General features: G+C 43.6%; 18 protein-coding genes. 16 read left to right on the forward strand and 2 right to left on the reverse strand.

Going from position 1 to position 22,602, the window contains the following annotated elements; all coding sequences use genetic code 11:
* Positions 1-142: 142 nt before the first annotated feature.
* The 5 genes from DXB73_RS06290 to DXB73_RS06310 all read left to right on the forward strand — a co-directional run bounded on the left by DXB73_RS06290 (position 143) and on the right by DXB73_RS06310 (position 9,337).
* Entirely contained in the window at positions 143-1,969 is a 1,827-nt protein-coding gene (locus DXB73_RS06290) for a leucine-rich repeat protein (RefSeq protein WP_182448210.1), read from the forward strand.
* Between the two features lie 414 nt (positions 1,970-2,383).
* Positions 2,384-4,744, forward strand: coding sequence for an alpha-xylosidase (gene yicI, locus DXB73_RS06295; RefSeq protein ID WP_118690485.1), 2,361 nt, complete (start codon positions 2,384-2,386; stop codon positions 4,742-4,744).
* Between the two features lie 335 nt (positions 4,745-5,079).
* Positions 5,080-7,449, forward strand: coding sequence for a hypothetical protein (locus tag DXB73_RS06300; RefSeq protein WP_118690486.1), 2,370 nt, complete (start codon positions 5,080-5,082; stop codon positions 7,447-7,449).
* Between the two features lie 228 nt (positions 7,450-7,677).
* Complete coding sequence (locus DXB73_RS06305; protein WP_118690487.1) at positions 7,678-8,592, forward strand: chaperonin; 915 nt, start codon at positions 7,678-7,680, stop codon at positions 8,590-8,592.
* Between the two features lie 238 nt (positions 8,593-8,830).
* Positions 8,831-9,337: an SEC-C metal-binding domain-containing protein gene (locus DXB73_RS06310; RefSeq protein WP_118690488.1), complete on the forward strand. Its 507-nt coding sequence runs from the start codon at positions 8,831-8,833 to the stop codon at positions 9,335-9,337.
* A 259-nt stretch (positions 9,338-9,596) separates the two neighbouring features.
* On the opposite strand, the gene DXB73_RS06315 is transcribed toward DXB73_RS06310, so the two are convergent.
* A complete protein-coding gene (locus DXB73_RS06315) occupies positions 9,597-10,448 on the reverse strand; it encodes a hypothetical protein (protein WP_118690489.1) in 852 nt (283 codons plus the stop codon).
* 340 nt (positions 10,449-10,788) lie between these two features.
* Between DXB73_RS06315 and bsh the strand changes: the two genes are divergently transcribed.
* The 11 genes from bsh (at position 10,789) to rplA (ending at position 21,599) form a co-directional block, all read left to right on the forward strand.
* Positions 10,789-11,760, forward strand: a complete 972-nt coding sequence (bsh, locus tag DXB73_RS06320) for a choloylglycine hydrolase (RefSeq protein WP_118690490.1) — start codon at positions 10,789-10,791, stop codon at positions 11,758-11,760.
* Between the two features lie 177 nt (positions 11,761-11,937).
* The gene (locus tag DXB73_RS06325; RefSeq protein ID WP_118690491.1) at positions 11,938-13,227 is read left to right on the forward strand and encodes a hypothetical protein; all 1,290 of its coding nucleotides are present in this window, start codon (positions 11,938-11,940) and stop codon (positions 13,225-13,227) included.
* 25 nt (positions 13,228-13,252) lie between these two features.
* A complete protein-coding gene (locus DXB73_RS06330; RefSeq protein ID WP_182448209.1) occupies positions 13,253-13,627 on the forward strand; it encodes a NusG domain II-containing protein in 375 nt (124 codons plus the stop codon).
* Positions 13,628-14,346: 719 nt separating this feature from the next.
* Complete coding sequence (locus DXB73_RS06340) at positions 14,347-14,814, forward strand: MarR family transcriptional regulator (protein WP_022025618.1); 468 nt, start codon at positions 14,347-14,349, stop codon at positions 14,812-14,814.
* Positions 14,807-17,221, forward strand: coding sequence for an ABC transporter ATP-binding protein (locus DXB73_RS06345; RefSeq protein WP_118690495.1), 2,415 nt, complete (start codon positions 14,807-14,809; stop codon positions 17,219-17,221). Before DXB73_RS06340 ends, DXB73_RS06345 begins: the two co-directional genes overlap by 8 nt.
* Entirely contained in the window at positions 17,214-19,061 is a 1,848-nt protein-coding gene (locus DXB73_RS06350; protein WP_118690496.1) for an ABC transporter ATP-binding protein, read from the forward strand. Before DXB73_RS06345 ends, DXB73_RS06350 begins: the two co-directional genes overlap by 8 nt.
* A gap of 192 nt (positions 19,062-19,253) precedes the next feature.
* Positions 19,254-19,418, forward strand: a complete 165-nt coding sequence (rpmG, locus tag DXB73_RS06355; protein WP_279220188.1) for a 50S ribosomal protein L33 — start codon at positions 19,254-19,256, stop codon at positions 19,416-19,418.
* A gap of 38 nt (positions 19,419-19,456) precedes the next feature.
* Complete coding sequence (secE, locus tag DXB73_RS06360; protein ID WP_022025621.1) at positions 19,457-19,714, forward strand: preprotein translocase subunit SecE; 258 nt, start codon at positions 19,457-19,459, stop codon at positions 19,712-19,714.
* 11 nt (positions 19,715-19,725) lie between these two features.
* Complete coding sequence (gene nusG, locus DXB73_RS06365) at positions 19,726-20,247, forward strand: transcription termination/antitermination protein NusG (protein WP_022025622.1); 522 nt, start codon at positions 19,726-19,728, stop codon at positions 20,245-20,247.
* 116 nt (positions 20,248-20,363) lie between these two features.
* Complete coding sequence (gene rplK / locus DXB73_RS06370) at positions 20,364-20,789, forward strand: 50S ribosomal protein L11 (protein WP_022025623.1); 426 nt, start codon at positions 20,364-20,366, stop codon at positions 20,787-20,789.
* Between the two features lie 117 nt (positions 20,790-20,906).
* Positions 20,907-21,599, forward strand: a complete 693-nt coding sequence (rplA, locus tag DXB73_RS06375; protein ID WP_022025624.1) for a 50S ribosomal protein L1 — start codon at positions 20,907-20,909, stop codon at positions 21,597-21,599.
* A 168-nt stretch (positions 21,600-21,767) separates the two neighbouring features.
* Here the strand turns inward: rplA and DXB73_RS06380 are convergent, their stop codons facing one another.
* A complete protein-coding gene (locus tag DXB73_RS06380) occupies positions 21,768-22,505 on the reverse strand; it encodes a hypothetical protein (RefSeq protein ID WP_118690497.1) in 738 nt (245 codons plus the stop codon).
* Between the last annotated feature and the right edge of the window lie 97 nt (positions 22,506-22,602).

The raw sequence follows: 22,602 nt of genomic DNA on the forward strand, positions 1-22,602 counted from the left end.
CTGGAATTTTCAAAGAAAATTTTGTATAATAGTACATGATTTGGGGGACATCAGCATTCAAGTATGATATCCTGACCAGAATGTTCAAGAACTTGTCAATGTTTGACCAAAACATTGCAAAATGAAAAGGAGGAAAATATTCATGAGAAAACAGTCAAAGAGTATACTCTCTATGATTCTCACAGCAGCTATGGTTGTTTCTTTAGGTGCTGGTGTGACTGGTGAGAAGTCTAAAGCTGCAGATGCAACTAAGATCGCACCAGAATTTACTGCATATCTTGTGCAGAATAACAGTAAGATTTTCAACACAACAGACAGAGTTGTAAAGGACAGCACAGGTGCTCTTAAGCAGGTTGATGATACTTACAAGCTTGCAACAGGCGAGACAGAAGAGGTTAATGGTGGTTTTGTAGCATCTTCAGGAGCCATCTCTACGACAGGCACATATACAGTATCTGCAGTAGCAGAGGATGACGCAGATGACCTTTTGACAGAGGCAAAATATCTTGGAATTGAGTTTGGTACTTTGGGTGCAAAGGATGTATCCGGCAAGAAGAATTATGTTGTACCTAGCACATTTTCTGTAAAGCCTAAGACTATCACGATCACTGGTGCTGACGGTAAAGTAAAGCAGACACTTGATTGGTCTAAGGCAAGCGTTTATAACGATGGTAATAAAGTGACAGGAAAGCTTCGTGCTGGTATTGTTAATAACTACTGCAGCACATCCGCAAGTAAGGCAGACGAGTTCCAGAAAGCAAACCCATTTATGACAAATGCTAATGGTACATGGACAAACGCAGGCGATCCGGTTGAGGTTGTCGCAGGTGATACATTCGCAGTTACATTTGAAGTATCTGCTGAGGCACCTGTAGTAACACCTACTCCAAAGCCAACCGCTGCTCCTACACAGGGACCGGCATTGAAGACATATGATGCATACCTTGGATTCCAGACGGATAACTACATCTTCCGTAACGCTTGGAATGACAGCACACTTGGTCTGAAGAGCAAGGATATTAAGTATAATTCTCAGGTATCACTTAGCACAGGTGATAAGTACAAAGCTTATCCTGCTAAGATTGCTAATGCTACAATGAAAGCAAATGGAACGAACTATACAGTATCTATCTCCGGTGTGAACTTTAAGACGATCAAGGGCGCTGAGAAAGATGCTAAGACAGCTAAGGGCTTCAACATGCTCTATGTTACAACTCAGATTCCTTTGACACAGAAGGGTGTAACTGCTGTTAATGCAACATTAAAGATTGATGGTAAGGTTGTTAAGAGTGGTTTCTCACTTCCTAATAAGCCGGACGCTGATGAGTATTATCAGTTCATGGTAGCTGATGGATATTCTGAGGATGATGGAATCAAGAATGTAGCTTATCCTAAGGGAAAAGATGCAAGTTCTGCACTGAGTACTTTAACAACTCTTCCTACAAGCAGCGTAGAGATTTCATTCCAGCTCAAGGGCGCTAACTTCGAAGCAGCTAAGACAATTGGCTACAAGAAGGGTGCTAAGTTCGAGTCTGGTAACTTCAAATATCAGGTAACAAAGGTTGCAACAGCTACAAGCTCTAAGAAGACAAAGGGTGTTGTAACAGTAGTTGGCTTGTCCAAGAAGGGTAAGAAAGCTTCTAAACTTAGCGTAGGTACTAGTGTATCTAAGACTGTAAGCAAGGTTAAGGCTACTTACAAGATCAACAAGCTTGGCAAGAATGCATTCAAGGGTGCTAAGGCTAAGAAAGTTACTCTTGGTAAGACGATCAAGTCTATCCCGGCAGGTGCGTTCAAGAACTGCAAGAAGCTTTCTAAACTTACATTGAAAGCTAAAGTTTCTGTAAAGAAAGGCGCATTCAAGGGATGCAAGAAGACAATCAAAGTTACTGCTGCATCTAAGTCTAAGAAGGCAAAGAAAGCTCAGATTAAGAAACTTAAAAAGAGTGGATACAAGAAATTCAAATAATTTTCGATAGAAAATTAGAAGGAATTGAGTCAAACAAATTCTTGAACACAAAACATTGGTTTTAAGGGAGACCGTGATTCGATCATAGATCGGATCACGGTCTTTTTATGGAGTAGGAAAATGCTGTTATGCAGCGTGACATCACCAAGAATTGCTTTAGTAATTCTTGCATAGCAAAGCACTGGCTTTGCTCTTTTTTATGTCATGAGCGAACTTCTCACCGAAATTAGCATGAAATATCAAAATAATGTTATAAATTGCCCTAATAATTATAGACGAAACAAATACATGCAAGTATAATAGAACTATCAAGTCGCAAGATATGCGCAAGCAGATGATCTCATCTTACTGATCTGACAGGTGAGGATAAAATCATCAAAATTAGAGAAAAGGTATTTTGAAAGGAGACGAAACATGAAAGTAGCAGACGGATTTTGGTTAAGCAAACAGGGTTACAATGTGAACTACGCTTCTCAAGCTTACAAGGTGGAGACAACAGAGAATTCCATCAAAGTATTAGCTACACCATATACGGTTTTGAATCGTGGTATGACATTGGGCGGACCAAACCTTGAGATTACATATTCTTCTACATCAGAGAATATCATCAAGGTACACATTGATCATTACAGAGGAGGATTGGACAACATTCCTCGTTATGAGTTGAACGAGGATACAGGATATACTCCTGAGATCACTCGCACAGAGGACAAGGTAACATTGAAGTCTGGCGATACTCGTGTAGAGATCAAGATCGCAGATGATTGGGAAGTACAGTATTACTACAAAGATAAGCTTTTGACAGGCGGTGCATGGAGATCTACATCCATCATCAACGAGAGCCAGTATACAGCAAATGCGCGCATGAACACACAGGAGGACGATCAGTTCTTCAACTACCCACAGGATCCTCACACAACATATTTGCGTGAGCAGTTAAAGACAGACATCGGTGAGTGCATTTATGGTTTCGGTGAGAAATTCACTCCATTCGTAAAGAATGGTCAGACAGTAGAGACATGGAACTGTGATGGTGGTACATGTTCTGATCAGAGTTACAAGACAGTACCTTTCTATATCTCATCTAAGAGCTATGGTGTATTGGTCAACAGCTCTGACAAAGTGTCTTTCGAGGTAATGAGCGATACAGTTTCCAAGGTAACATTTACGGTACCGGGTGAAGAGTTAGAGTACTTCATTATCGGTGGTGAGAACTTAGAGCATGTATTAGAGAACTACACAACATTGACAGGTAAGCCTGCATTGCCACCGGCATATTCCTTCGGTCTGTGGTTGTCTACTTCTTTCACAACAAGCTATGATGAGAAGACAGTAAACAGCTTTATCGATGGTATGGCAGAGCGCAAGATCCCATTGCAGGTATTCCACTTTGACTGTTTCTGGATGAAGGGTTACGAGTGGTGTAACTTTGAGTGGGATGATGAGATGTTCCCGGATCCTGAGGGAATGTTAAAGAGACTACACGACAAGGGCTTAGAGATCTGTGTATGGATCAACTCATACATTGCACAGCAGTCCAAGTTGTTTGATATTGGTAAAGAAAAAGGCTATTTCATCAAGAATCTGGACGGAAGCGTATTCCAGTGTGATATGTGGCAGCCTGGTATGGCAATTGTCGATTTCACAAACCCAGAGGCTTGTGCTTGGTTCAAGGGTCTTTTGAAGAAGCTGTTTGACATGGGTGTTAATAACATCAAGACAGACTTTGGTGAGAGAATCCCTACTAAGGTAAAATATTACGATGGATCTGATCCGATCAAGATGCACAACTACTACACATACCTTTATAACAAGTGTGTATTTGAAGCATTAGAGGAGTATTATGGTAAGGACAAGGCTTGTCTCTTTGCTCGTAGTGCGACTGTTGGTGGACAGAAGTTCCCGGTACACTGGGGTGGTGACTGCTACGCAGAGTATTCTGCAATGTCAGAGACACTTCGTGGTGGACTTTCTCTCTGCTCATCCGGTTTCGGTTTCTTCTCCCATGATATGGGCGGATTCGAGGCTACAGCTCCTGCTGATGTATATAAGAGATGGTGTGCATTCGGACTGTTGTCTACACACAGCCGTCTGCATGGATCTACTTCTTACCGTGTGCCTTGGGCTTATGATAAGGATGGCGATACAGAGGCATGTGATGTACTTCGTCACTACACTGTATTAAAGGGTAAGATGATGCCTTATCTTTGGGCACAGGCTAACAAGACTCATCAGGTTGGTGTTCCAATGATGCGTTCTATGATCATCGCATTCTCTGACGATACTGCTTGTAAGTATCTGGATCAGCAGTACATGCTCGGCGACAACTTGTGCATCGTTCCGGTTATGAACGAAGAAGGCGTTGCAGAGTTCTATGTACCGGATTGCGGAACATGGACAGACATCCAGAGTGGAGAGACATATGAAGGTGGTAAGTATTACACAAGAAAATGTGATTACTTCCAGACACCAATTCTTGCTCGTCCAAACAGCATTGTTACTTATGGTAATTTCGATGCAGAGGGCAAAATGAATGTATTGTATGATTATCTGCAGGATGCAGAGGCAGTAGTATATGGATTAGAAGATGGTAAGACTGCAACAGCAACTATTTACGATCAGGAATCCAACAAGCTTACTGATATCGCAGCAACAAGATATGGTGATAAGGTTACTGTTTCTTACACTGCAACAGACAAGAGCTTTAAGATTACTGTAGCAGGCAAGACTGTTGAGGCAGCAGCAGGTACAACAAGTGTTGACATTACTCTGTAATAACAAAAGAGCATATTAAAGTGTTTCCCCTTAAGCGGACAGGGCAAATATCCCGGTCTCGCTTAAGGGTTTTTTATTATGCCAAAGAATGGAAAGAGCCGGTCTGGCAAGCTCTGTGCCAAAGAATGGAAAGAGCCGGTCTGGCAAGCTGTGTGCCAAAGAATGGAAAGAGCCGGTCTGGCAAGCTGTTTGACAAAGAAATGAAACTACGGTATTCTGATGTTTATATGAAACGGAGTTTCTCTCTGTGCATGGAGATAACGGGATTGCCTTGCTTTTTGGCTGTCTTGGCGCAGAGTGATGAATAGTGATTAAAGTGAGGATGAGTATAAAGTATGTTTGATGGAAATGGAGTGACAGGGGCAGTTTTAGCGGTAGGTTATTATGCGTTGTTTCTGGGCAGTGGAATGTATATTGGCAGAAAACTTTTGTGCAAAGAACGATATAGTATTGTGATGCAGTATCTGGTGGGAAGTGTCGCCGGTGTCTTGGCATTACAATGGTTTCCTTTGCTTTTTGCCTTTGCGTTTGATTTTTCGATGACAGCACATGTATTGGCTCTGCTATTACAGATAGTTCTATGTGTGCTGGTTGGTTGGAGATGCCATTGTTCAGAATCTTCACTACAGCAGCATCCATATCGGAAGGTGAACGAATGGAAACGTTTGTTCCGGGAAAATCCGGTTTGGATCCTGATGGCAGTTACATTTGTCTTTTTTTGCTATTGTCTGTATACACATACAATCGTAGGAAATGCTGATGGCAGTATGCACACGGGGCAGTCCACCTACGGCGATATGAATATGCATTTTAGCTTTATTACCAGTATTGCAAATCAGCAGACGTTTCCGCCGGAGTATTCTTTGCTGCCGGGGCATAAATTATCCTATCCGTTTCTGTGCGACAGTGTTAGTTCCAGTTTGTATCTGATGGGCGCAAGTCTACGGCTGGCGTACGTTTTGCCGATGCTCGGAGCAATTTTGCAGGTGTTTGTGGGATTTTACTGCTTGATCAAATATTGGCTTGGCAGATCAGCGACAGCGTTGATCGCTTGGATACTATTCTTTTGGAATGGTGGACTAGGCTTTGTGTATTTTGACAATGCAGAAAAGATACATAAAATCTTTACGGAATTTTATATGACACCAACGAATTATTTGGATAAAAATCTGCGCTGGGTACAGGTTATGGTTGACATGCTGATCCCGCAGCGTGCGACATTATTTGGCTGGTCTATATTGTTTCCACTGTTGGCGTTTTTGTTCCGGGCGATAGCGGAGCGCAAAAAGAAATTGTTTGTTATGGCGGGCGTGGCGGCTGGTGCGCTTCCAATGATCCATACACATTCGTTTTTGGCGCTGGGGATGATATGTGCGGTATGGCTGCTGTTGGATTTGACAGAAAATAGTCTTTTTGAATCAGAAAGAATTGCACTTGGGCGAAAAGCGTCAGCGAGCAGGGAATCTGGCCGAAGAAATGGCAAAGCGACATCTTCTGGACGTAGAAATAGCAAAGCGACATCTTCTGGACGCAGAAATGGCAAAGTAACATCTTCTGGTCGAAGAAGTGCAAACGTGTCTGCGTCAACCAGAAATCGCATGGGAAGCTCAAGTGCTGATGCAGCGGCAACGGTATCAGACAGCTGGATTCGATATGCTCTTTATATTGGACTGGCGTTCTTTAGCGTGATGCAGATGATCAACCGCTCGAATGAGTTTGCAGACAAACATGGATTAGCGATAATGATCATTGGGGTTGCACTGTTTGTCCTGTTTTTGGGATACAAGTTGGTGCGTTATCTGCAAAATAGATTGTGGAAACGTTTGGCATTTACGTGGGGCATTTTTTTGATCTTAGTATTGATATTTGCACTTCCACAGTTATTTATGTGGACATTTTCACAGGCCTCCGGCGATAATTTTGTGCGCAGTCATTTCAATTGGTCCAATAATGGTGATCAGTATATCGTATTTTATCTTAAAAATCTTGGATTGCCATTTGTGCTGCTTTTGCTGTCCTCCTTTGTGGTCAGTGCGAGAAACCTAAAGATAGGTGCACCATACTTGTTGATTTGGTTTGTGGCTGAGCTTGCGGCTTTCCAGCCGAATGACTATGATAACAATAAATTGTTGTTTGTTGGAGCGGTCTTTATATGCGGAATCGCGGCAGATGCGTTAGTTCAGATTTATGAACGGTACGGCGCTGTGTATTGGTGCAGTGCTATCGGAAAGGCTGGTGTAGTGCTTTTGGGTGCCTGCCTGTTATTTGTTAGTGCAATATCCGGCTTTTTGACGATGGGCCGGGAATGGGTATCTGATTATGAATTATATACCGCACCAGCGGTAAAAGCGTGTCGATATATTGAGGACGAAACTACGCCGTGGGATGTGATCTTGACATCAACGGCTCATAACAGTCCGGTCCCGGCGTTGACAGGACGCAGTATCGTGTGTGGTTCCTCTTCGTTTTTGTATTATCATGGTTTGAACTATCAGCAAAATGAACAGGACGTCGAAACGATGTATACGAGTCCGGCGAGTGCTAAGGAGTTGTTCCGTAAGTATGATGTCAATTATATTTATTTGAGCAATCAAGAGTATGGCACGTATAATGTTGACGTGAATGGATTGTATGAAGTGGCAGATGTAGTCTGGCAAAAAGATGATGTATCTGTATGGAAGGTGAAAGACGAGATATTTGAGTGACGAGTAGACGGTGATAAGGCAGGAGCTTTGCACGGTAAGTCACAGTTGGAAAGTGAAAAGCCGAGTAGCGAGTAGACGGTGATAAGGTAAGAGCTTTGCACGGTAAGTGACAGTTAGAAAGTGAAAAGCCGAGTAACGAGTAGACGGTGATAAAGCAGGAGCTTTGCACGGTAAGTGACAGTTAGAAAGTGAAAAATCCGGAAGCAGATAACGGTAGGAAGGTGAAAGATGAGGTTATTAAGAAACAAGTGGGATGAACTGAAATGCGGACGTATGAACTATTGGAAAGAAAGTGTCTTCGTTGTATTGCTGGCGGTAGTTGTGGTCGTGGGACTTGCTCTGCGTGTGACAGCTTCTCAGACAGATAAAGGAAAGTCCGCACAGAAAATAACGGCAAGTGGCGGGAAGCAGACCGGGGCTGTTAAAAATGTCGGGGATAAAAACAGCACGGGAGATATGCCGCAAACAGCAGGAAAATCTATCCAAACAGCAGGACAGAACAACGTGGTAAAACCGGAGGATGCAGTGTATACGTTTTTGCAGGGGCCGAAGTCTTGGGGTAAACGTTTGACTTGGTCCGGGAAATGGGCAGAGACTTATTATGACGGTGGCAAATTTGGTGCGTTCGGCTGTGGATTTTGTTGTATGGCCAATATCTATTCAACGCAGACAACCTATGAGGCTTCTCCAGTAGATATTTATAAGTATACCAAGAGGAATACGATTTACGGTGGTGGCGGTGCAGTTGCCTGGGAGTATATGGAAAGTGCTATGCAGAGTCTTGGCTTTGAGGTATCCCTGCGACGCAAACCGACATCGTATCGCCAATTTCAAAAGATGATCGCGTCCAATGACTCAGCGATTGTACTTGTCAGCAGCAGTAACTCAGCTTGCTATTGGAAAAATACACCGGGGCATTATGTTACCGTCTTTTTATATGACAAACAGAAAGATGCAGTATTTTTGGGAGATTCCGGTGATCCTAAGCATAATCGCCAGTGGGTTGCACTCAAAAAGATTTATCGCTCGCTGAAGACGGAGAGTGATTATCAGGTAATGACGGTGACAGGATATCAGGCATCCAAAGACTCGTGGAAACATAAGAAAGCGAGCGGGACTTGGATACGGCCGGAACAGAAGTAGAGAGCTGTTTTAGGATTTGTTCGTCAATGAGCGCGATGTCATGGTTTGCGAGTATCTATGCAGTCTATGCAGTGGAATATCAAAAAGTGTGGACTTCTGCCGAGAAAACAGGTATAATGCTACAGGGATGAAACGTTGTCAGGCGTGTAGCTGCGTGGACGAGTAATCGCACAAGAAGAAAATTCGCTGTCTTTTCGGTGGAAACCAGAGCAGGCAGCAGTAGAAATCGGAGGAAATTATGGGATTATTACAGGAATGGAGAGAGTACGCATATGGCGTAGAATTGAACTCCAAAGAGGGAAAAGCAATTTGGGATAAGTATTTCGAGCAGGAAAAAGCCATTTATCAGCAGTTACTTGCGGCTCCGGAGGAAGTGGTATCCGGTACTGTTCAGGAATTAGCAGATAAATACGGCATGGAATTGAATTATATGGTAGGTTTCTTAGATGGAATCAATGAAAGCTTGAAAGAACCGAACCCAATCGAGGAAATGGAAGCTGACACGGTTGTAAAATTGCCGATTGATTTGGAAAGCTTATATTATCATATGGTAGAAGCGGGTGCTGATTGGTTATATGAACTGCCGGAGTGGGATGAGCTGTTGACACCGGAGCGACGCAAGGAGCTTTATCGTGAGCAGAAAAAGTCCGGTACAATTGTTAAGGAGCGCAAGGTTGGGCGTAATGAGCCATGTCCATGCGGATCCGGGAAGAAATACAAATATTGCTGTGGCCGTGCAAAATAATAGTTTGCCGGCAATGATCGCAATACGTAAGTATTGCAAACGGTAATATAGGATAAGACAAAGGGGCTGTCGCACTAAGCAATTAGTGCGCAGCCCCTTTTTAATTGATAGGATTAGGGTGTTATGTAGCGTGATAAAAGCAAAACGCTGGTTTTGCTCTTTTTAGTGAAAGTAGTGTTCGAAAGAAGGAAGCACATCAAGGGTTTGAATACTATTGTTAGATCGTGCCGGAAGCACATCAAAAGCTTGAAGGCTATCGCTAGATCGTGCCTGTGACAACTAATGTGCTAACACCGGGTGTTGTAATCCAAGCCCCCGTTTCCGGATCCTGCGTAAAGGTGGCAGCAGGCACCGTGATCTGACCAGCGGCAGTGGCAAACAAACCGGTTGTTTCGTTGTACGTGTAATTAGTCGGCGCAGTCCATGCGGTTCCGTTGAAGGTTACGGTCAGACCGGATAAGATCGGATTGAACGTATCCGTGATCGTGGCACCTGTTGTGACGGTACCAGGTGCACTTCCCATATTCTGAATCAGGAAAGTGTAAGTTAAAATGCCGTTTTCGGTAACAGGGACCGGGCTGACAGATTTGGTAATGTTAAGGATAGGCGTGCTTTCCGCAGCGATTGTTTCGGAGATTGTGATCGGCGTAATGCCGCCACCGGTAATTCTTGCGGTGTTTACAACATCCGAACCGGTTGCAAACGGCGCAAATTCATTTACGGCTGTTTCGTAAATAATCGTTGCATTGCCGTTTGCAGGGACGCTAATACCGGATACAGTCAGTGGCGGCCCGGCTTCAACTGTAGGAGCAGTCTGAAGCGTTCCATTGATATAATAATTTATGGTTCCCGGAATATAGGTAAGAGGTGTAACTGTACCGGTACCAAATGTGTAAGCACCAAGATCATCCGTTAAAGTAAGTCCGTTGAATGCTGTTGCACCGGAATTGACAATGCTGATAATATAGGTGACAGTGTCATTTTGTCCGTAAGTGGTTTTTACAGCGGTCTTGGTAGCAGATAAAACTTCCAAAATTTCACCAACTGCAACGTTGGAATTGGTCACAGCATTACCGTAGCGTAGCTGTGCCTGATTTGTAAAACGTGCCATAGTAACCTCCGTTCTGCCGCTTGTTGCAGCGGCATAATCGATAATTGTAAAAAGATGGTTTCATGTGTCTTACCTTACTGTATGAATAATCTTGCAAAATGTGCCAATCCCACGTATCATATAACTAAAACTTTTGCGCAGAAGAAGTATCATTATACAACGATAACGTTTTGTGCCGGGGGCAGTATCCGGTTGGAAATGCATTCTGTCGGCAGAAGCCGCTATATTGTGGCTGCAAAACACTTAGCATGCTTTGACATAATAAGCAATATGTGGTTGTGTGAGATAATGAGGTGTGGGAAGTTTCAGTAAATTATATGTCATAGAGAGGAGTGGTTGTATGTGTACTGCAATATCGTATAAAGCAAAGGATTTCTATTTTGGAAGAACATTAGATTATGAGAGTTCATATGGTGAAGAGGTGGTTATCACACCGCGGCATTATCAGTTTTCGTATGCATATATGGGAGAATGCACAACGCATTATGCCATGATAGGAATGGCACACGTCGCAGAGGAATATCCATTATATTATGAAGCAGTAAATGAAAAAGGTCTGGGAATGGCAGGATTGAATTTTGTTGGGAATGCCTGCTATGGAGAATATGAGGAAAATGCCAAAAATGTCGCGACATATGAGTTTATTCCGTGGGTATTGGGGGCTTGTGAGAGTGTGGAACAGGTGAGAGACTATCTGATCGGTCTTAATCTGATTGGGGAGACATTTGCCGGCAAATATCCCGCATCCTCCCTGCATTGGCTTATTGCGGATGAAAAGCAGTCGATCACCGTGGAGATGGTGGAAGAAGGTCTGCGTATTTATGACAACCCGGTTGGGGTACTTACCAACAATCCGCCTTTTGACAAGCAGATGTTTTTCCTGAACAATTATATGCAATTATCCCCAAAACAGCCTGAAAATCATTTGGCACCCGGCGTTCTTGACACCTACAGCCGAGGAATGGGAGCACTCGGTCTGCCGGGAGATCTATCGTCGACATCCCGTTTTGTCAGAGTAGCATTTACAAAATTAAATGCGATCAGTGGTGAGACAGAGGAATCACAGGTGGGTCAATATTTTCACATAATGGAAACAATTTCGCAGCAAAAAGGATGCTGTGAGGTGAGGGATGGTGAATATGAGTATACCATCTATACGTCCTGCTGTAATGCATCTCAGGGAATCTTTTATTACACAACATATGAAAATCGGCAGATTACAGCAGTTCGTATGAGACCGGATATGTTAGAACGGGATCAACTGATTCGTTATCCGATGCAGCATCAGGAAAAGATTGCATATGAAAATTAAGCGGATCCAATTGTAGTATTTATTTGTGCAGGTTTACCAATTGACAGTCCTTTGGGTTGCTACGTATAATAAAATAAATAGTGGCAGACTTTCAGGAGTACTGCGGAGTAAGATGTTTGACCGATGCAGAGGCAAGGATGTCTCATTGTAAGATTCCAGGGAAAGGAGAGATGCGGTATGGCGATGGATTTAAATGTATATAATTATCTCATGACCGGATATAACACGAAACCGGCAGCTTCGAAGTATGGTGCGCATAAGACATCAGAACTTCGTTCCATTGTGCGCGACATTGCGAAACGTACAAAGTCCTCACCAATCTATCTCGTAAAACTTTCTGATGACAAACAGGCATATGCCTTGAATGTGAAAGAGTCCTCCATTGCTTTGCATGATGCATTTGAGGATTTGATGACAGAAGATGAAAGTTCAGTCTTTGGTGGACGGAAGGCAGTCTCTTCGCAGGCTGGGGATGTATCGGTGAATATTGATACGGAAGATTATGAGAAGCTGCCGTCACCGTTTTCGATGGAAGTGCACGGTTTAGCGAAGCAGCAGGTCAATGTGAGCAAAGAGTTTTATGATTCCAGCAGGAGCCTGGAAGAGGGATTGTACCGCTTTCGGATCCGAGTGAATGATGATTCCTATGATTTTCAATATAATATTAAGAAAGATGCCAGACACGGAGAGGTGATCGGTGGACTGGCGGATTTCATTACGAAAGCGAGAATAGGCATTCAGGCACAGCCGGTTTCGAGAGAAGCCGGTAAGATCGCAATGAGGATTTCAACGGATATGACAGGAAGCCCGGATGGGAAGCCGATATTATCGTTTGAAGATCGACCTGACGGACAGCATTCCGAGGGAATTACTTCATACTATGGGTTAAATCGGATTGTTCAGAATCCGGAAAATGCATCATTTGAGATCAATGGTGTGGAGAAACATTCCATGTCCAATCAATTTAAGCTTGCGGGAAGTTTACAGATACAGATGAAACGTATTTCGGAACAACCGGCACAGATCACATACACACCGGATAGTGATAAGATTATCAATGGTGTGAGAAACGTTTTGGATCATTATAACCAGATGATTGACAGCTCTTGGAATTATGCAGAGAAGAGCGGACATACACCGAAACTTGTGCGTGAAATGCAAAGTGTATTGATGCCTTTCCAGTCAGACTTGGAATCCTGTGGTCTGACCTTTAATGATCAGGGATATTTGGAAATGGATGATTATCTGGCAGAACAGTCGGCTATGGACGATTCCTTTCAAGAATTGTTTGGAGCAGGATCCCGATTGAGCAGCAGAATGCTTGCAAAGATGAATTATGTTAAGCTGGATCCTATGGAATATGTTGACAAAACATTAGTGAGCTATCCTAATACGAGCAAGCCGGCAGTGGGATATGCCTATACAACATCCCTCTACAGCGGTATGCTGTTTAACTATTATTGCTAGTATGGCGAGCTCATGGAGAAGTAGTGTGAAGAAAGCAGATTATATGATAGTAGGTATTGCGCTAATGCTTGCGTTGGTGAGTTTTGGCGTGTATCGGCTCTATTTTGCATCGACAGGAAGAGCAGCGATTGTGGAGATTACCGTTGATGGTAATGTATATAAGACACTTTCGCTGAAGGAAGATGCGACGGTGGATGTGCCGTCGGATGGGGGCCACACGAATACAGTGCAGATAAAAGATGGGAAAGTTTTCATGAAAAAGGCAGATTGTCCGGACAAGATCTGTGTACATCATAAAGGGATCCGGAGCAATGGAGAAACGATTATTTGTCTGCCGCATAAACTAATAGTAACAATTCAATCTTCCGAAACAGGAGATCTGGATGGTGTTGCCCAATAGCACTTACAAGGACTTCGCAATTTTGCGAAGTCCTTTTTGTTTCTAACTCTAACTTCCCATACCGGAGGTTATTATCAAACCACATATTACTTATTATGTCAAAGAATACTAAGTATTTTGCAGCCGCTAGATAGTGAGTCCTGCCATCAAGAAACGATAGCAATTGCTTTGCCGCAATTAGTTTTCACAGTGATTTCTAGATTTTGTTGTCTCTGATGATTGATTTACATGCCCTTCGGAAACTCGAAGTCCCGGAAGCAAGGTATTCATCATTTTTGAAAGGGACTTTGCGCTCGTCGTTACTTATGTCTCGTATTTCAGAGACATTAAGTAACGTGACGTAGAGCATCGTAGCGAAAGCGTCCCGTCCAAAAATTGATGATACCTTGCTAAACCGGGACATCTCAGACAATCCTCTGGGCATGTATTCATCAGAGACTTGACAAAATAAGAAATCACGCGAAAACTCCGCGCTCTGCAGCAATTGCTATTGTTTTTTTGATGACAGGATAATTTACTTTGTTGGCTGCAAAATAGCTATTAGTTTTGTGACATAATAAGTAGTATGTGGTTGTCTGAGATAAGGCGGTATGGGAAGTTTGGTTTCTAAAATCTTTCTAAAGTTGAAGAACATTTGGTTGACAGTGAAAGAATGGGGTGTTATTATTTAACGCGCATAATAATTAACAATGTTAATGAATTGGAGGAGACTGGAGCATATGACAAAGTATCATGAGAAAATGTTCCGCATTATGAATCAGTTTCGTAAGCTGAATATTAGTGATATGCTGCCTGGAATCAGCCGAATGGAGTATCTTACGATGCTGATTGCAATGAAAGCAGAAGATGATCGTCGGATTTCCGTGTCGGAATTGATCAAGAGAGCGTGCGTGAAGCCCTCGGCGATATCGCGGACGCTGCGGGGACTGGAGCAGAAAGGATATGTGGAACGTGTTGTGAATCCGGAGGATCGTCGCAATACCTATGTTGTCATGACAGAGGAGGGCATTGCGATAATGCAGCAGGCGGAAAAGATCATGAAGGATTTTTCGGATGCTGTTGGCAAACGGGTTGACCAAGAAGAAGGAGAACGTCTTCTTTGCTATCTGAATGATGTTTATATTGCAGCACAGGAAGAAATTTCCTGTAGAAAATGGAAGAACAGAAAGGAAAACGACGATGAGTAAAATATTTAAAAACATGATTCCGTATTGGAAGATCGTGATCGCAATCATTGGTCTGTTGGTTGTGCAGGCATGGTGCGACCTATCTCTTCCATCGTACACGTCGGACATTATCGATGTGGGAATCCAAAATCATGGCGTCGAGCATGTGATGCCGGAGAAGATTCAGGAAGAGGAATTTCAAACTGCGCAGTTTATCATGACGGATCAGGAAAAGCGCATTTGGAATGATATTTATGTGAAGAAAGGCGACACAAAGGTGTTGAAAAATTTGTCGCAGGACAGATTAGAGGAGTTAGACGAACAGCTTGCGCTGCCGCTGATCATGAATTATCAAATGAGTGCCATGGAGGAGAAAACCTTCGAAAAAATGGTGGCGAGCCAGATGGCATCCGGAAGCAAAAATAACGGCAGCCAGAATGACGCAGCGAGTCAAGGCGGCAAAGATGTCGGCAGCCAGAATGGCAATAGTGCAAAAGTAGGACGATCATCAAAGAATCAGTCCGGACTTAGCGTAGATCAGATCGAGAAATTTATGGGTGTGAAACTGCATCGTTTCCGCCAAAAGAAAGAAGACTCTGATGGAAATTCCAAAATGGTACAATGTGTCGATGTGCGTCCGGTATTTATCGCTATGCAAAAAAACGGAATGCTCGACGAAAAGACGCTGTTTTCTACGAGAGACAGCATGAAAAACACGATCGACACAATGGGCAGTTCGTTGGTCAAGACAACAGGCATTGCCTATGCGATTGCCTGTGACAAAGCGGCAGGCGTCGATGTGGATAAAATACAAAAAACATACTTAGTATATGCCGGCCTGAAAATGGTTGGAATGGCATTGCTGATGGGAGTTGTTACCGTACTAGTTGGTTTCTTTGCCTCCAAAGTAGCTGCCGGAATTGGTATGACGCTGCGAGAAAATGTGTTCAAAAAAGTCGTTGGATTTTCCAATGCAGAAATGGATCGTTTCTCAACGGCTTCCCTTATTACGAGAAGTACGAATGATATTCAACAGATTCAAATGGTATCGGTAATGCTTCTTAGGATGGTTGCGTATGCGCCGATACTAGGCATTGGCGGTGTTCTGAAAGTGGTACAGACAGGTGCCGGAATGGGATGGATCATTGTTCTTGCGATTATCGTTATTATCAGCTATGTGCTGTTACTCATGTCGTCGGCCATGCCAAAATTTAAGTTGATGCAAAAATTAGTGGATCGAATCAATCTGGTCTCTCGAGAGATCCTTACAGGACTTTCCGTTATTCGTGCATTTGGTCGGGAGGACACAGAGGAAGAGCGTTTCGATGCAGCTAACAAAGACCTCACCAAAACGACGTTGTTTACGAATCGTGTGATGACGTTTATGATGCCGGGTATGATGATGATCATGAACGTTTTGACGGTTGGCATTGTTTGGTTTGGTGCCAAAAAGATTGATGCGGGAAGTATGCAGGTAGGAGCAATGACTGCTTTCATCACGTATGCGATGATGATCGTGATGTCATTCCTGATGCTGACAATGATGTCGATCATGCTGCCGCGTGCCGCCGTTGCAGCAGAGCGTATTGATGAGGTCATTCAGACAGAATCTTCAATTGTTGATATCGATGAGCCGGAAACACTTACAACGCATAACGGACGCATTGCTTTTGAACACGTATGTTTCCGTTATCCGGGCGCAACAGAGGATGTACTTCATGACATAGATTTTGTCGCAGAACCGGGCAAAACAACCGCAATTATCGGAAGCACCGGTTGTGGAAAATCGACATTAGTGAATCTGATCCCACGTTTGTATGATGTTACCGATGGAAAGATCACGTTGGATGGCAAAGATATCCGTCGAATCGCGATGTCGGATCTGCGTGAGGAGATTGGTTATGTGCCACAGAAAGGAATTTTATTTTCGGGAACCATTGCCTCCAATTTGCGCTTTGGTAAAGGTGATGCCACCGAGGAAGAAATCGAACGTGCAGCGGATATAGCGCAGGCAACAGAGTTTATTGATGTCAAGGAAGAACGCTATGACAGTGCGATCGCACAGGGCGGTTCGAATGTTTCCGGTGGACAAAAACAGAGATTGGCAATTGCAAGAGCAATCGCCAAGAATCCGAAGATCTGTATTTTTGATGATAGTTTTTCGGCATTGGATCTCAAGACGGATGCTGCGCTTCGTGGGGCACTTAGCGAGAATGTAACAGACAGTACCATAATTATTGTAGCACAGAGAATCAGTACGATTCTGCATGCAGAGCAGATTTTGGTATTGGATGAAGGACGAATTGTAGGGAAGGGAACACATGAAGAATTGCTGGAACACTGTGAGGTGTATCGACAGATTGCAGAATCTCAGTTGTCTGCCAGCGAACTTGGAATGGAAGAAAGCGAGGTGACAATGAATGAGTGAGAATCGAAAATTAACACAAAGACCACAGCGGAGAGGCCCGATGGGACGCGGTATGCAGCCGGGCGAAAAGCCAAAAGATCTGAAGAAATCCGTCAAAAAGTTGATGCAGTACATTGCAAAATATAAGATCGGCATTTTTATAGTGATGCTCTTTGCAGCGTTTTCTACTATATTCAATGTGGCAGGTCCTAAAATACTTGGTAAAGCAACGACAGCACTTTCGGAAGGGCTGATGAAAAAGATCCAAGGCACCGGAAGCATAGATTTTCATAAAATCGGATTGATCCTGCTCATCGTGTTGGCACTGTATTTGGCAAGTGCATTGTTTAGTTTTGTGCAGGGATGGATCATGACCGGGATCACCCAGAAAGTCTGTTACAGACTGCGCCGGGAAATTTCCGAAAAGATTAATCGTATGCCAATGAAGTATTTTGAGAGTCGTACTTACGGCGAGGTGCTGTCGCGCATTACAAATGATGTGGATACACTTGGACAGGGATTAAATCAAAGTATTACAACGATCATTACGTCCGTTGCAACGCTGATAGGTGTGCTGGTCATGATGTTGAGCATTTCACCGTTGATGACATTGATCGCCTTGATCATACTGCCGATCTCGATGGGATTGATCGCATTGGTAACCAGAAAATCTCAAAAATATTTCCACGCACAGCAGGAATATCTGGGACATATTAATGGTCAGGTAGAAGAAGTATATGGTGGGCATTTGGTTGTCAAAGCATTTAACCACGAAAAAGAAACAATAGAGGAATTTGAACGCACAAACCGTATTTTGTATAATTCGGCATGGAAATCACAGTTTTTGTCAGGTATGATGCAGCCGATCATGATGTTTGTCGGCAATCTGGGCTATGCGTGCGTTGCATTGACCGGTGGACTGCTTGCCATCAAAAACGTGATCACCATTGGCGATATTCAGGCATTTATCCAATATGTCAAGAACTTTACGCAGCCGATTCAGCAGATTGCACAGGTTATCAATATGGTGCAGTCGATGTCTGCGGCATCGGAACGTGTATTTGAATTTTTGGAGGAAGAAGAGGAGATACAGCTTGCAGAACAGCCGGCAGATATTTCTAAAGTAACCGGTGAGGTTACCTTTGACCACGTAGGATTCGGGTATCAGCCGGAGCAGCCGATCATTCATGATTTTAGTGCACATGTAGAACCGGGACAGAAGATTGCGATCGTTGGTCCGACCGGAGCCGGTAAGACGACGATGGTGAAATTACTAATGCGATTTTATGATGTAGATCGGGGAAGTATACGGCTGAATGACCGAGATATCCGCGATTTCAATCGTCGTGATCTGCGAGATGCGTTCGGAATGGTGCTGCAGGATACATGGCTGTTTAAGGGTACGATCATGGAAAATATTCGCTATGGCCGTTTGGATGCTACTGATGAAGAGGTCATTGCAGCGGCAAAAGCGGCGCGGGCACATCACTTCATTCAGACACTGCCGGGCGGATATCAGATGGAGCTCAACGAAGATGCAAGCAATGTGTCACAAGGACAAAAGCAGCTTCTCACGATTGCACGTGCAATCTTGGCGGATAATAAGATCCTTATTTTGGATGAGGCAACCTCTTCGGTTGATACGCGTACGGAGATCGAGATCCAAAAGGCGATGGACAATCTGATGAAGGGGCGCACAAGTTTTGTGATCGCGCATCGTTTATCAACAATTCGCAATGCAGATCTTATCTTAGTGATGAAAGATGGCGATATTATTGAGCAGGGTGACCATGATACCTTGTTAGCGGCGAATGGTTTTTATGCAAATCTGTATAACTCACAGTTTGAAGAGGCAGTATAAAAGCATAAGCGTCGGGGAGCATGCGTGTATATAGACAGAATAGGAGGATACGAGAAAGAAAAATCCCGTATCCTCCCTAAATTTCTGAATTTATGTAGAATTTTTCTTGACGGACAACCTGTTCTGTGCTATAGTAGATGGGCGATGTAACAGTCTTTTTTTTATGCCCAAAATTCGGGCGCCAATAATTTAATGGAGGTGAAAGCCGTGAGAGTAAAGATTACTTTGGAATGCACAGAGTGCAAACAGCGTAATTACGATACGACGAAGGAGAAGAGAAATCATCCGGATCGTATGGAAACGAAGAAGTATTGCAGATTCTGTAGAAGACACACATTACACAAAGAGACGAAATAATCGTTTCCCGCGTGAATGGAAAGGAATGAGGTTGAACGATGGCAAATTCTGAGAATAAAGAAGAAGTAATGCAGGACGAACCAAAAAAGACCGCAAAGACCGCCACGGCTTCTAAGAAAAAGAGCCGTCTGCAAGGACTGAAAGCAGAGTTTCGCAGAATTATCTGGCCGGATAAGGAAACGATCACGAAAGAGACTACAGCAGTTGTAGTTAGTACGGTTATTTTGGGTATTATCATTGCCCTGCTTGATTTGCTGATCAAGACAGGCCTTGACAAGGTTTTTCAGATAGGATAAGGTGATTGACTATGGCAGATGCAGAAGCGCGTTGGTATGTGGCTCATACCTATTCAGGCTATGAGAACAAGGTAAAAATGGATATCGAGAAGACCATTGAAAATCGTGGTTTGCAGGATCAGATTTTGGAAGTTTCCGTTCCGATGCTCAATGTAGTAAAGGAAAAGGATGACGAAGAGAAGATTACTCAGCAGAAGATGTTCCCTGCATACGTCTTGATCAAGATGATTATGAACGATGACACATGGTACGTGGTACGCAATACACGTGGTGTGACAGGGTTCGTAGGACCGGGATCCAAGCCGGTACCATTAACAGATGAAGAGATGGCAAGCATGGGATTGAAGGTGGATGCACCGAATGCACCATTCAGCATTGGCGATTCTGTGATTGTTAAGTCTGGTGTCTGGGAAGACACCACCGGAATTGTTCGTCAGATCGATCATCAGAACCGTATGGTTACGATCAATATCGATATGTTCGGACGTGAAACACCGGTTGAAATCAGCTTTAACGATGTTGAGGTTTTATAATGATTTCGTTTTGAAGGGATGAAGAAGTCATTCCGAGCTGGACGCCATATAGATGTGGCATCCGCAATGTTAGATAGTAACCGCGTAAGCGGTATTTTCACAGGAGGTAAGAGACAATGGCTAAGAAAGTCGAAGGATATATTAAATTACAGATTCCTGCTGCAAAGGCAACACCGGCACCACCGGTTGGTCCTGCACTTGGTCAGCACGGAGTAAACATTGTAGCATTTACAAAGGAGTTTAATGCAAGAACAGCTGGACAGGAAGGTATGTTGATTCCTGTAGTTATCACTGTATATCAGGATAAGAGCTTCAGCTTTATCACAAAGACTCCTCCAGCAGCAGTGCTGATCAAGAAGGCATGTGGTATTGAGCATGCATCAGGTGAGCCAAACAAGAATAAAGTTGCTACAATCTCTAAAGCAAAAATTCAGGAGATTGCCGAGACAAAGATGCCGGATCTGAACGCAGCTTCTCTTGAGGCAGCAATGAGCATGATCGCAGGAACAGCTCGCAGCATGGGTGTTACTGTAGAGGAATAATTAAGTGAACGCCGGAATTATCGCATAAAAAAGATTGTTGTTGATTGAACGATGTGGGAGGCGACACAAGGGATGTGTCATGGACCCGCCGTTACTACCACTAGGAGGTTATATAATATGAAAAGAGGAAAGAAATACGTTGAGGCTGCTAAGAAGATTGACAGAGCTGCACAGTACGAAGTTGCTGATGCTGTAAAGTTGATCAAAGAGACAGCTGTTGCAAAGTTTGATGAGACTGTAGAAGCACATATCAGATTGGGTGTAGACGGACGTCACGCAGATCAGCAGATCCGTGGTGCTGTTGTACTTCCTCACGGAACAGGTAAGACTGTTCGCGTGCTGGTATTTGCTAAGGGTGACAAGGTAGATGAGGCTCTTGCAGCTGGCGCTGATTACGCTGGTGGCGAGGAGTTGATCCCTAAGATCCAGAACGATGGATGGTTCGAGTTTGATGTAGTTGTAGCTACACCGGACATGATGGGCGTTGTTGGTCGTTTGGGTCGTGTACTCGGACCTAAGGGTCTGATGCCAAACCCTAAGGCTGGAACTGTAACGATGGACGTGACTAAGGCTGTTCAGGATATCAAGGCTGGTAAGATTGAGTATCGTTTGGATAAAGCTAATATCGTACATGTACCGGTAGGAAAAGTTTCCTTCTCTGAGGAGCAGTTGGTAGAGAACGTCGAGACATTGATGGGTGCTATCACAAAGGCTAAACCGGCAGCAGCTAAGGGTCAGTATTATAGAAGCGTATCCTTGTCCGCAACAATGGGACCAGGAGTAAAGCTTAACACTGCTAAATACGTATAATTTTTAACGGATTGTAATACGGTTTTAACCAATAAAAAGGCACTGCATAAATGGAAGTTTATGCGGTGCCTTTTGTGGTATCACATGGAATGAAAGAATCACATCCACGGTAATGCCAATATGCAGCGATTAAAGAATCACATCCACGGTAATGCCAATATGCAGCGATTAAAGAATCACATCCACGGTATTGCCAATGAGAGAATTGGATGCAGAGCCGGAAGTATTTGCGGTATCTGTAGTAATGCCGGCGAGATCTGCAGTGTGAACACTGCCCGCGATTTCTGCAATGGCCGCTACAGAGGAAGTATCAGCAGCATTACTGGTACTATCCTGTTTTGTGCTCGCTTTGGCTTTTTTAGGCGGGATCACGATCTGACTTGCATGTCTTTTTATCTTTTTTGCAATGGAAGACATTTCTGTCAGGTAATCACTGTCACTGCCGAATAATTGCTTGAACTTATAAGTTGCGGCCTGATTTACAGTGCCTTTCTTAACACTGAGTTTGCCGTTGGAACTGATCGAGATGCCAACGCTTTCTAAAGCGTCTTTTTGCTCTCTGGTCAAGTGCTTCATCCGTGAGATAAGACGTTTTGCCTGGCCGGAAGTCGAGTTGCCTGCACTTTCCAGTAAATTATTATAAGTATCTGCAAATAGTTTTGTAAATTTATAATTGGTGGAATCGCTGACCGTATTCATCGAATTGGAATCTTTATCTTCCATTACGGTTGGTTCACTCCACTCCAACTGACGCAATTGCTCAATGATCTTTTTCATAGCTGAGGAATCCGCCTTGGTAAGTTCACTATTCTGCATGGATGAACGACGCTCTGCTTTGCGTGCACCACGGTTTGAGGAGTATATCCCCCGCAAATAAAAGTCATACGAATAAGTTGTAGCGACCATAATATCTACATTCCTTTCCGAGTCCGCAGCTCTTTGCTGCCAGACTGTGTGTTCGTTAATGAGCCCGGAAAAACAAATGTCTGCTTCGCAGCTGCTT

It is taken from the genome of Clostridium sp. OM05-6BH, from assembly GCF_003481635.1.
GTDB lineage: Bacteria > Bacillota > Clostridia > Lachnospirales > Lachnospiraceae > Butyribacter.

What these genes read in the sequence shown, in the direction of transcription:
- DXB73_RS06290 (WP_182448210.1), top strand. Translation starts at nt 143, where the DNA reads ATGAGAAAACAGTCAAAGAGTATACTCTCTATGATTCTCACAGCAGCT.
- yicI (WP_118690485.1), top strand. Translation starts at nt 2,384, where the DNA reads ATGAAAGTAGCAGACGGATTTTGGTTAAGCAAACAGGGTTACAATGTG.
- DXB73_RS06300 (WP_118690486.1), top strand. Translation starts at nt 5,080, where the DNA reads ATGTTTGATGGAAATGGAGTGACAGGGGCAGTTTTAGCGGTAGGTTAT.
- DXB73_RS06305 (WP_118690487.1), top strand. Translation starts at nt 7,678, where the DNA reads ATGAGGTTATTAAGAAACAAGTGGGATGAACTGAAATGCGGACGTATG.
- DXB73_RS06310 (WP_118690488.1), top strand. Translation starts at nt 8,831, where the DNA reads ATGGGATTATTACAGGAATGGAGAGAGTACGCATATGGCGTAGAATTG.
- DXB73_RS06315 (WP_118690489.1), bottom strand. Translation starts at nt 10,448, where the DNA reads ATGGCACGTTTTACAAATCAGGCACAGCTACGCTACGGTAATGCTGTG.
- bsh (WP_118690490.1), top strand. Translation starts at nt 10,789, where the DNA reads ATGTGTACTGCAATATCGTATAAAGCAAAGGATTTCTATTTTGGAAGA.
- DXB73_RS06325 (WP_118690491.1), top strand. Translation starts at nt 11,938, where the DNA reads ATGGCGATGGATTTAAATGTATATAATTATCTCATGACCGGATATAAC.
- DXB73_RS06340 (WP_022025618.1), top strand. Translation starts at nt 14,347, where the DNA reads ATGACAAAGTATCATGAGAAAATGTTCCGCATTATGAATCAGTTTCGT.
- DXB73_RS06345 (WP_118690495.1), top strand. Translation starts at nt 14,807, where the DNA reads ATGAGTAAAATATTTAAAAACATGATTCCGTATTGGAAGATCGTGATC.
- DXB73_RS06350 (WP_118690496.1), top strand. Translation starts at nt 17,214, where the DNA reads ATGAGTGAGAATCGAAAATTAACACAAAGACCACAGCGGAGAGGCCCG.
- rpmG (WP_279220188.1), top strand. Translation starts at nt 19,254, where the DNA reads ATGGAGGTGAAAGCCGTGAGAGTAAAGATTACTTTGGAATGCACAGAG.
- secE (WP_022025621.1), top strand. Translation starts at nt 19,457, where the DNA reads ATGGCAAATTCTGAGAATAAAGAAGAAGTAATGCAGGACGAACCAAAA.
- nusG (WP_022025622.1), top strand. Translation starts at nt 19,726, where the DNA reads ATGGCAGATGCAGAAGCGCGTTGGTATGTGGCTCATACCTATTCAGGC.
- rplK (WP_022025623.1), top strand. Translation starts at nt 20,364, where the DNA reads ATGGCTAAGAAAGTCGAAGGATATATTAAATTACAGATTCCTGCTGCA.
- rplA (WP_022025624.1), top strand. Translation starts at nt 20,907, where the DNA reads ATGAAAAGAGGAAAGAAATACGTTGAGGCTGCTAAGAAGATTGACAGA.
- DXB73_RS06380 (WP_118690497.1), bottom strand. Translation starts at nt 22,505, where the DNA reads ATGGTCGCTACAACTTATTCGTATGACTTTTATTTGCGGGGGATATAC.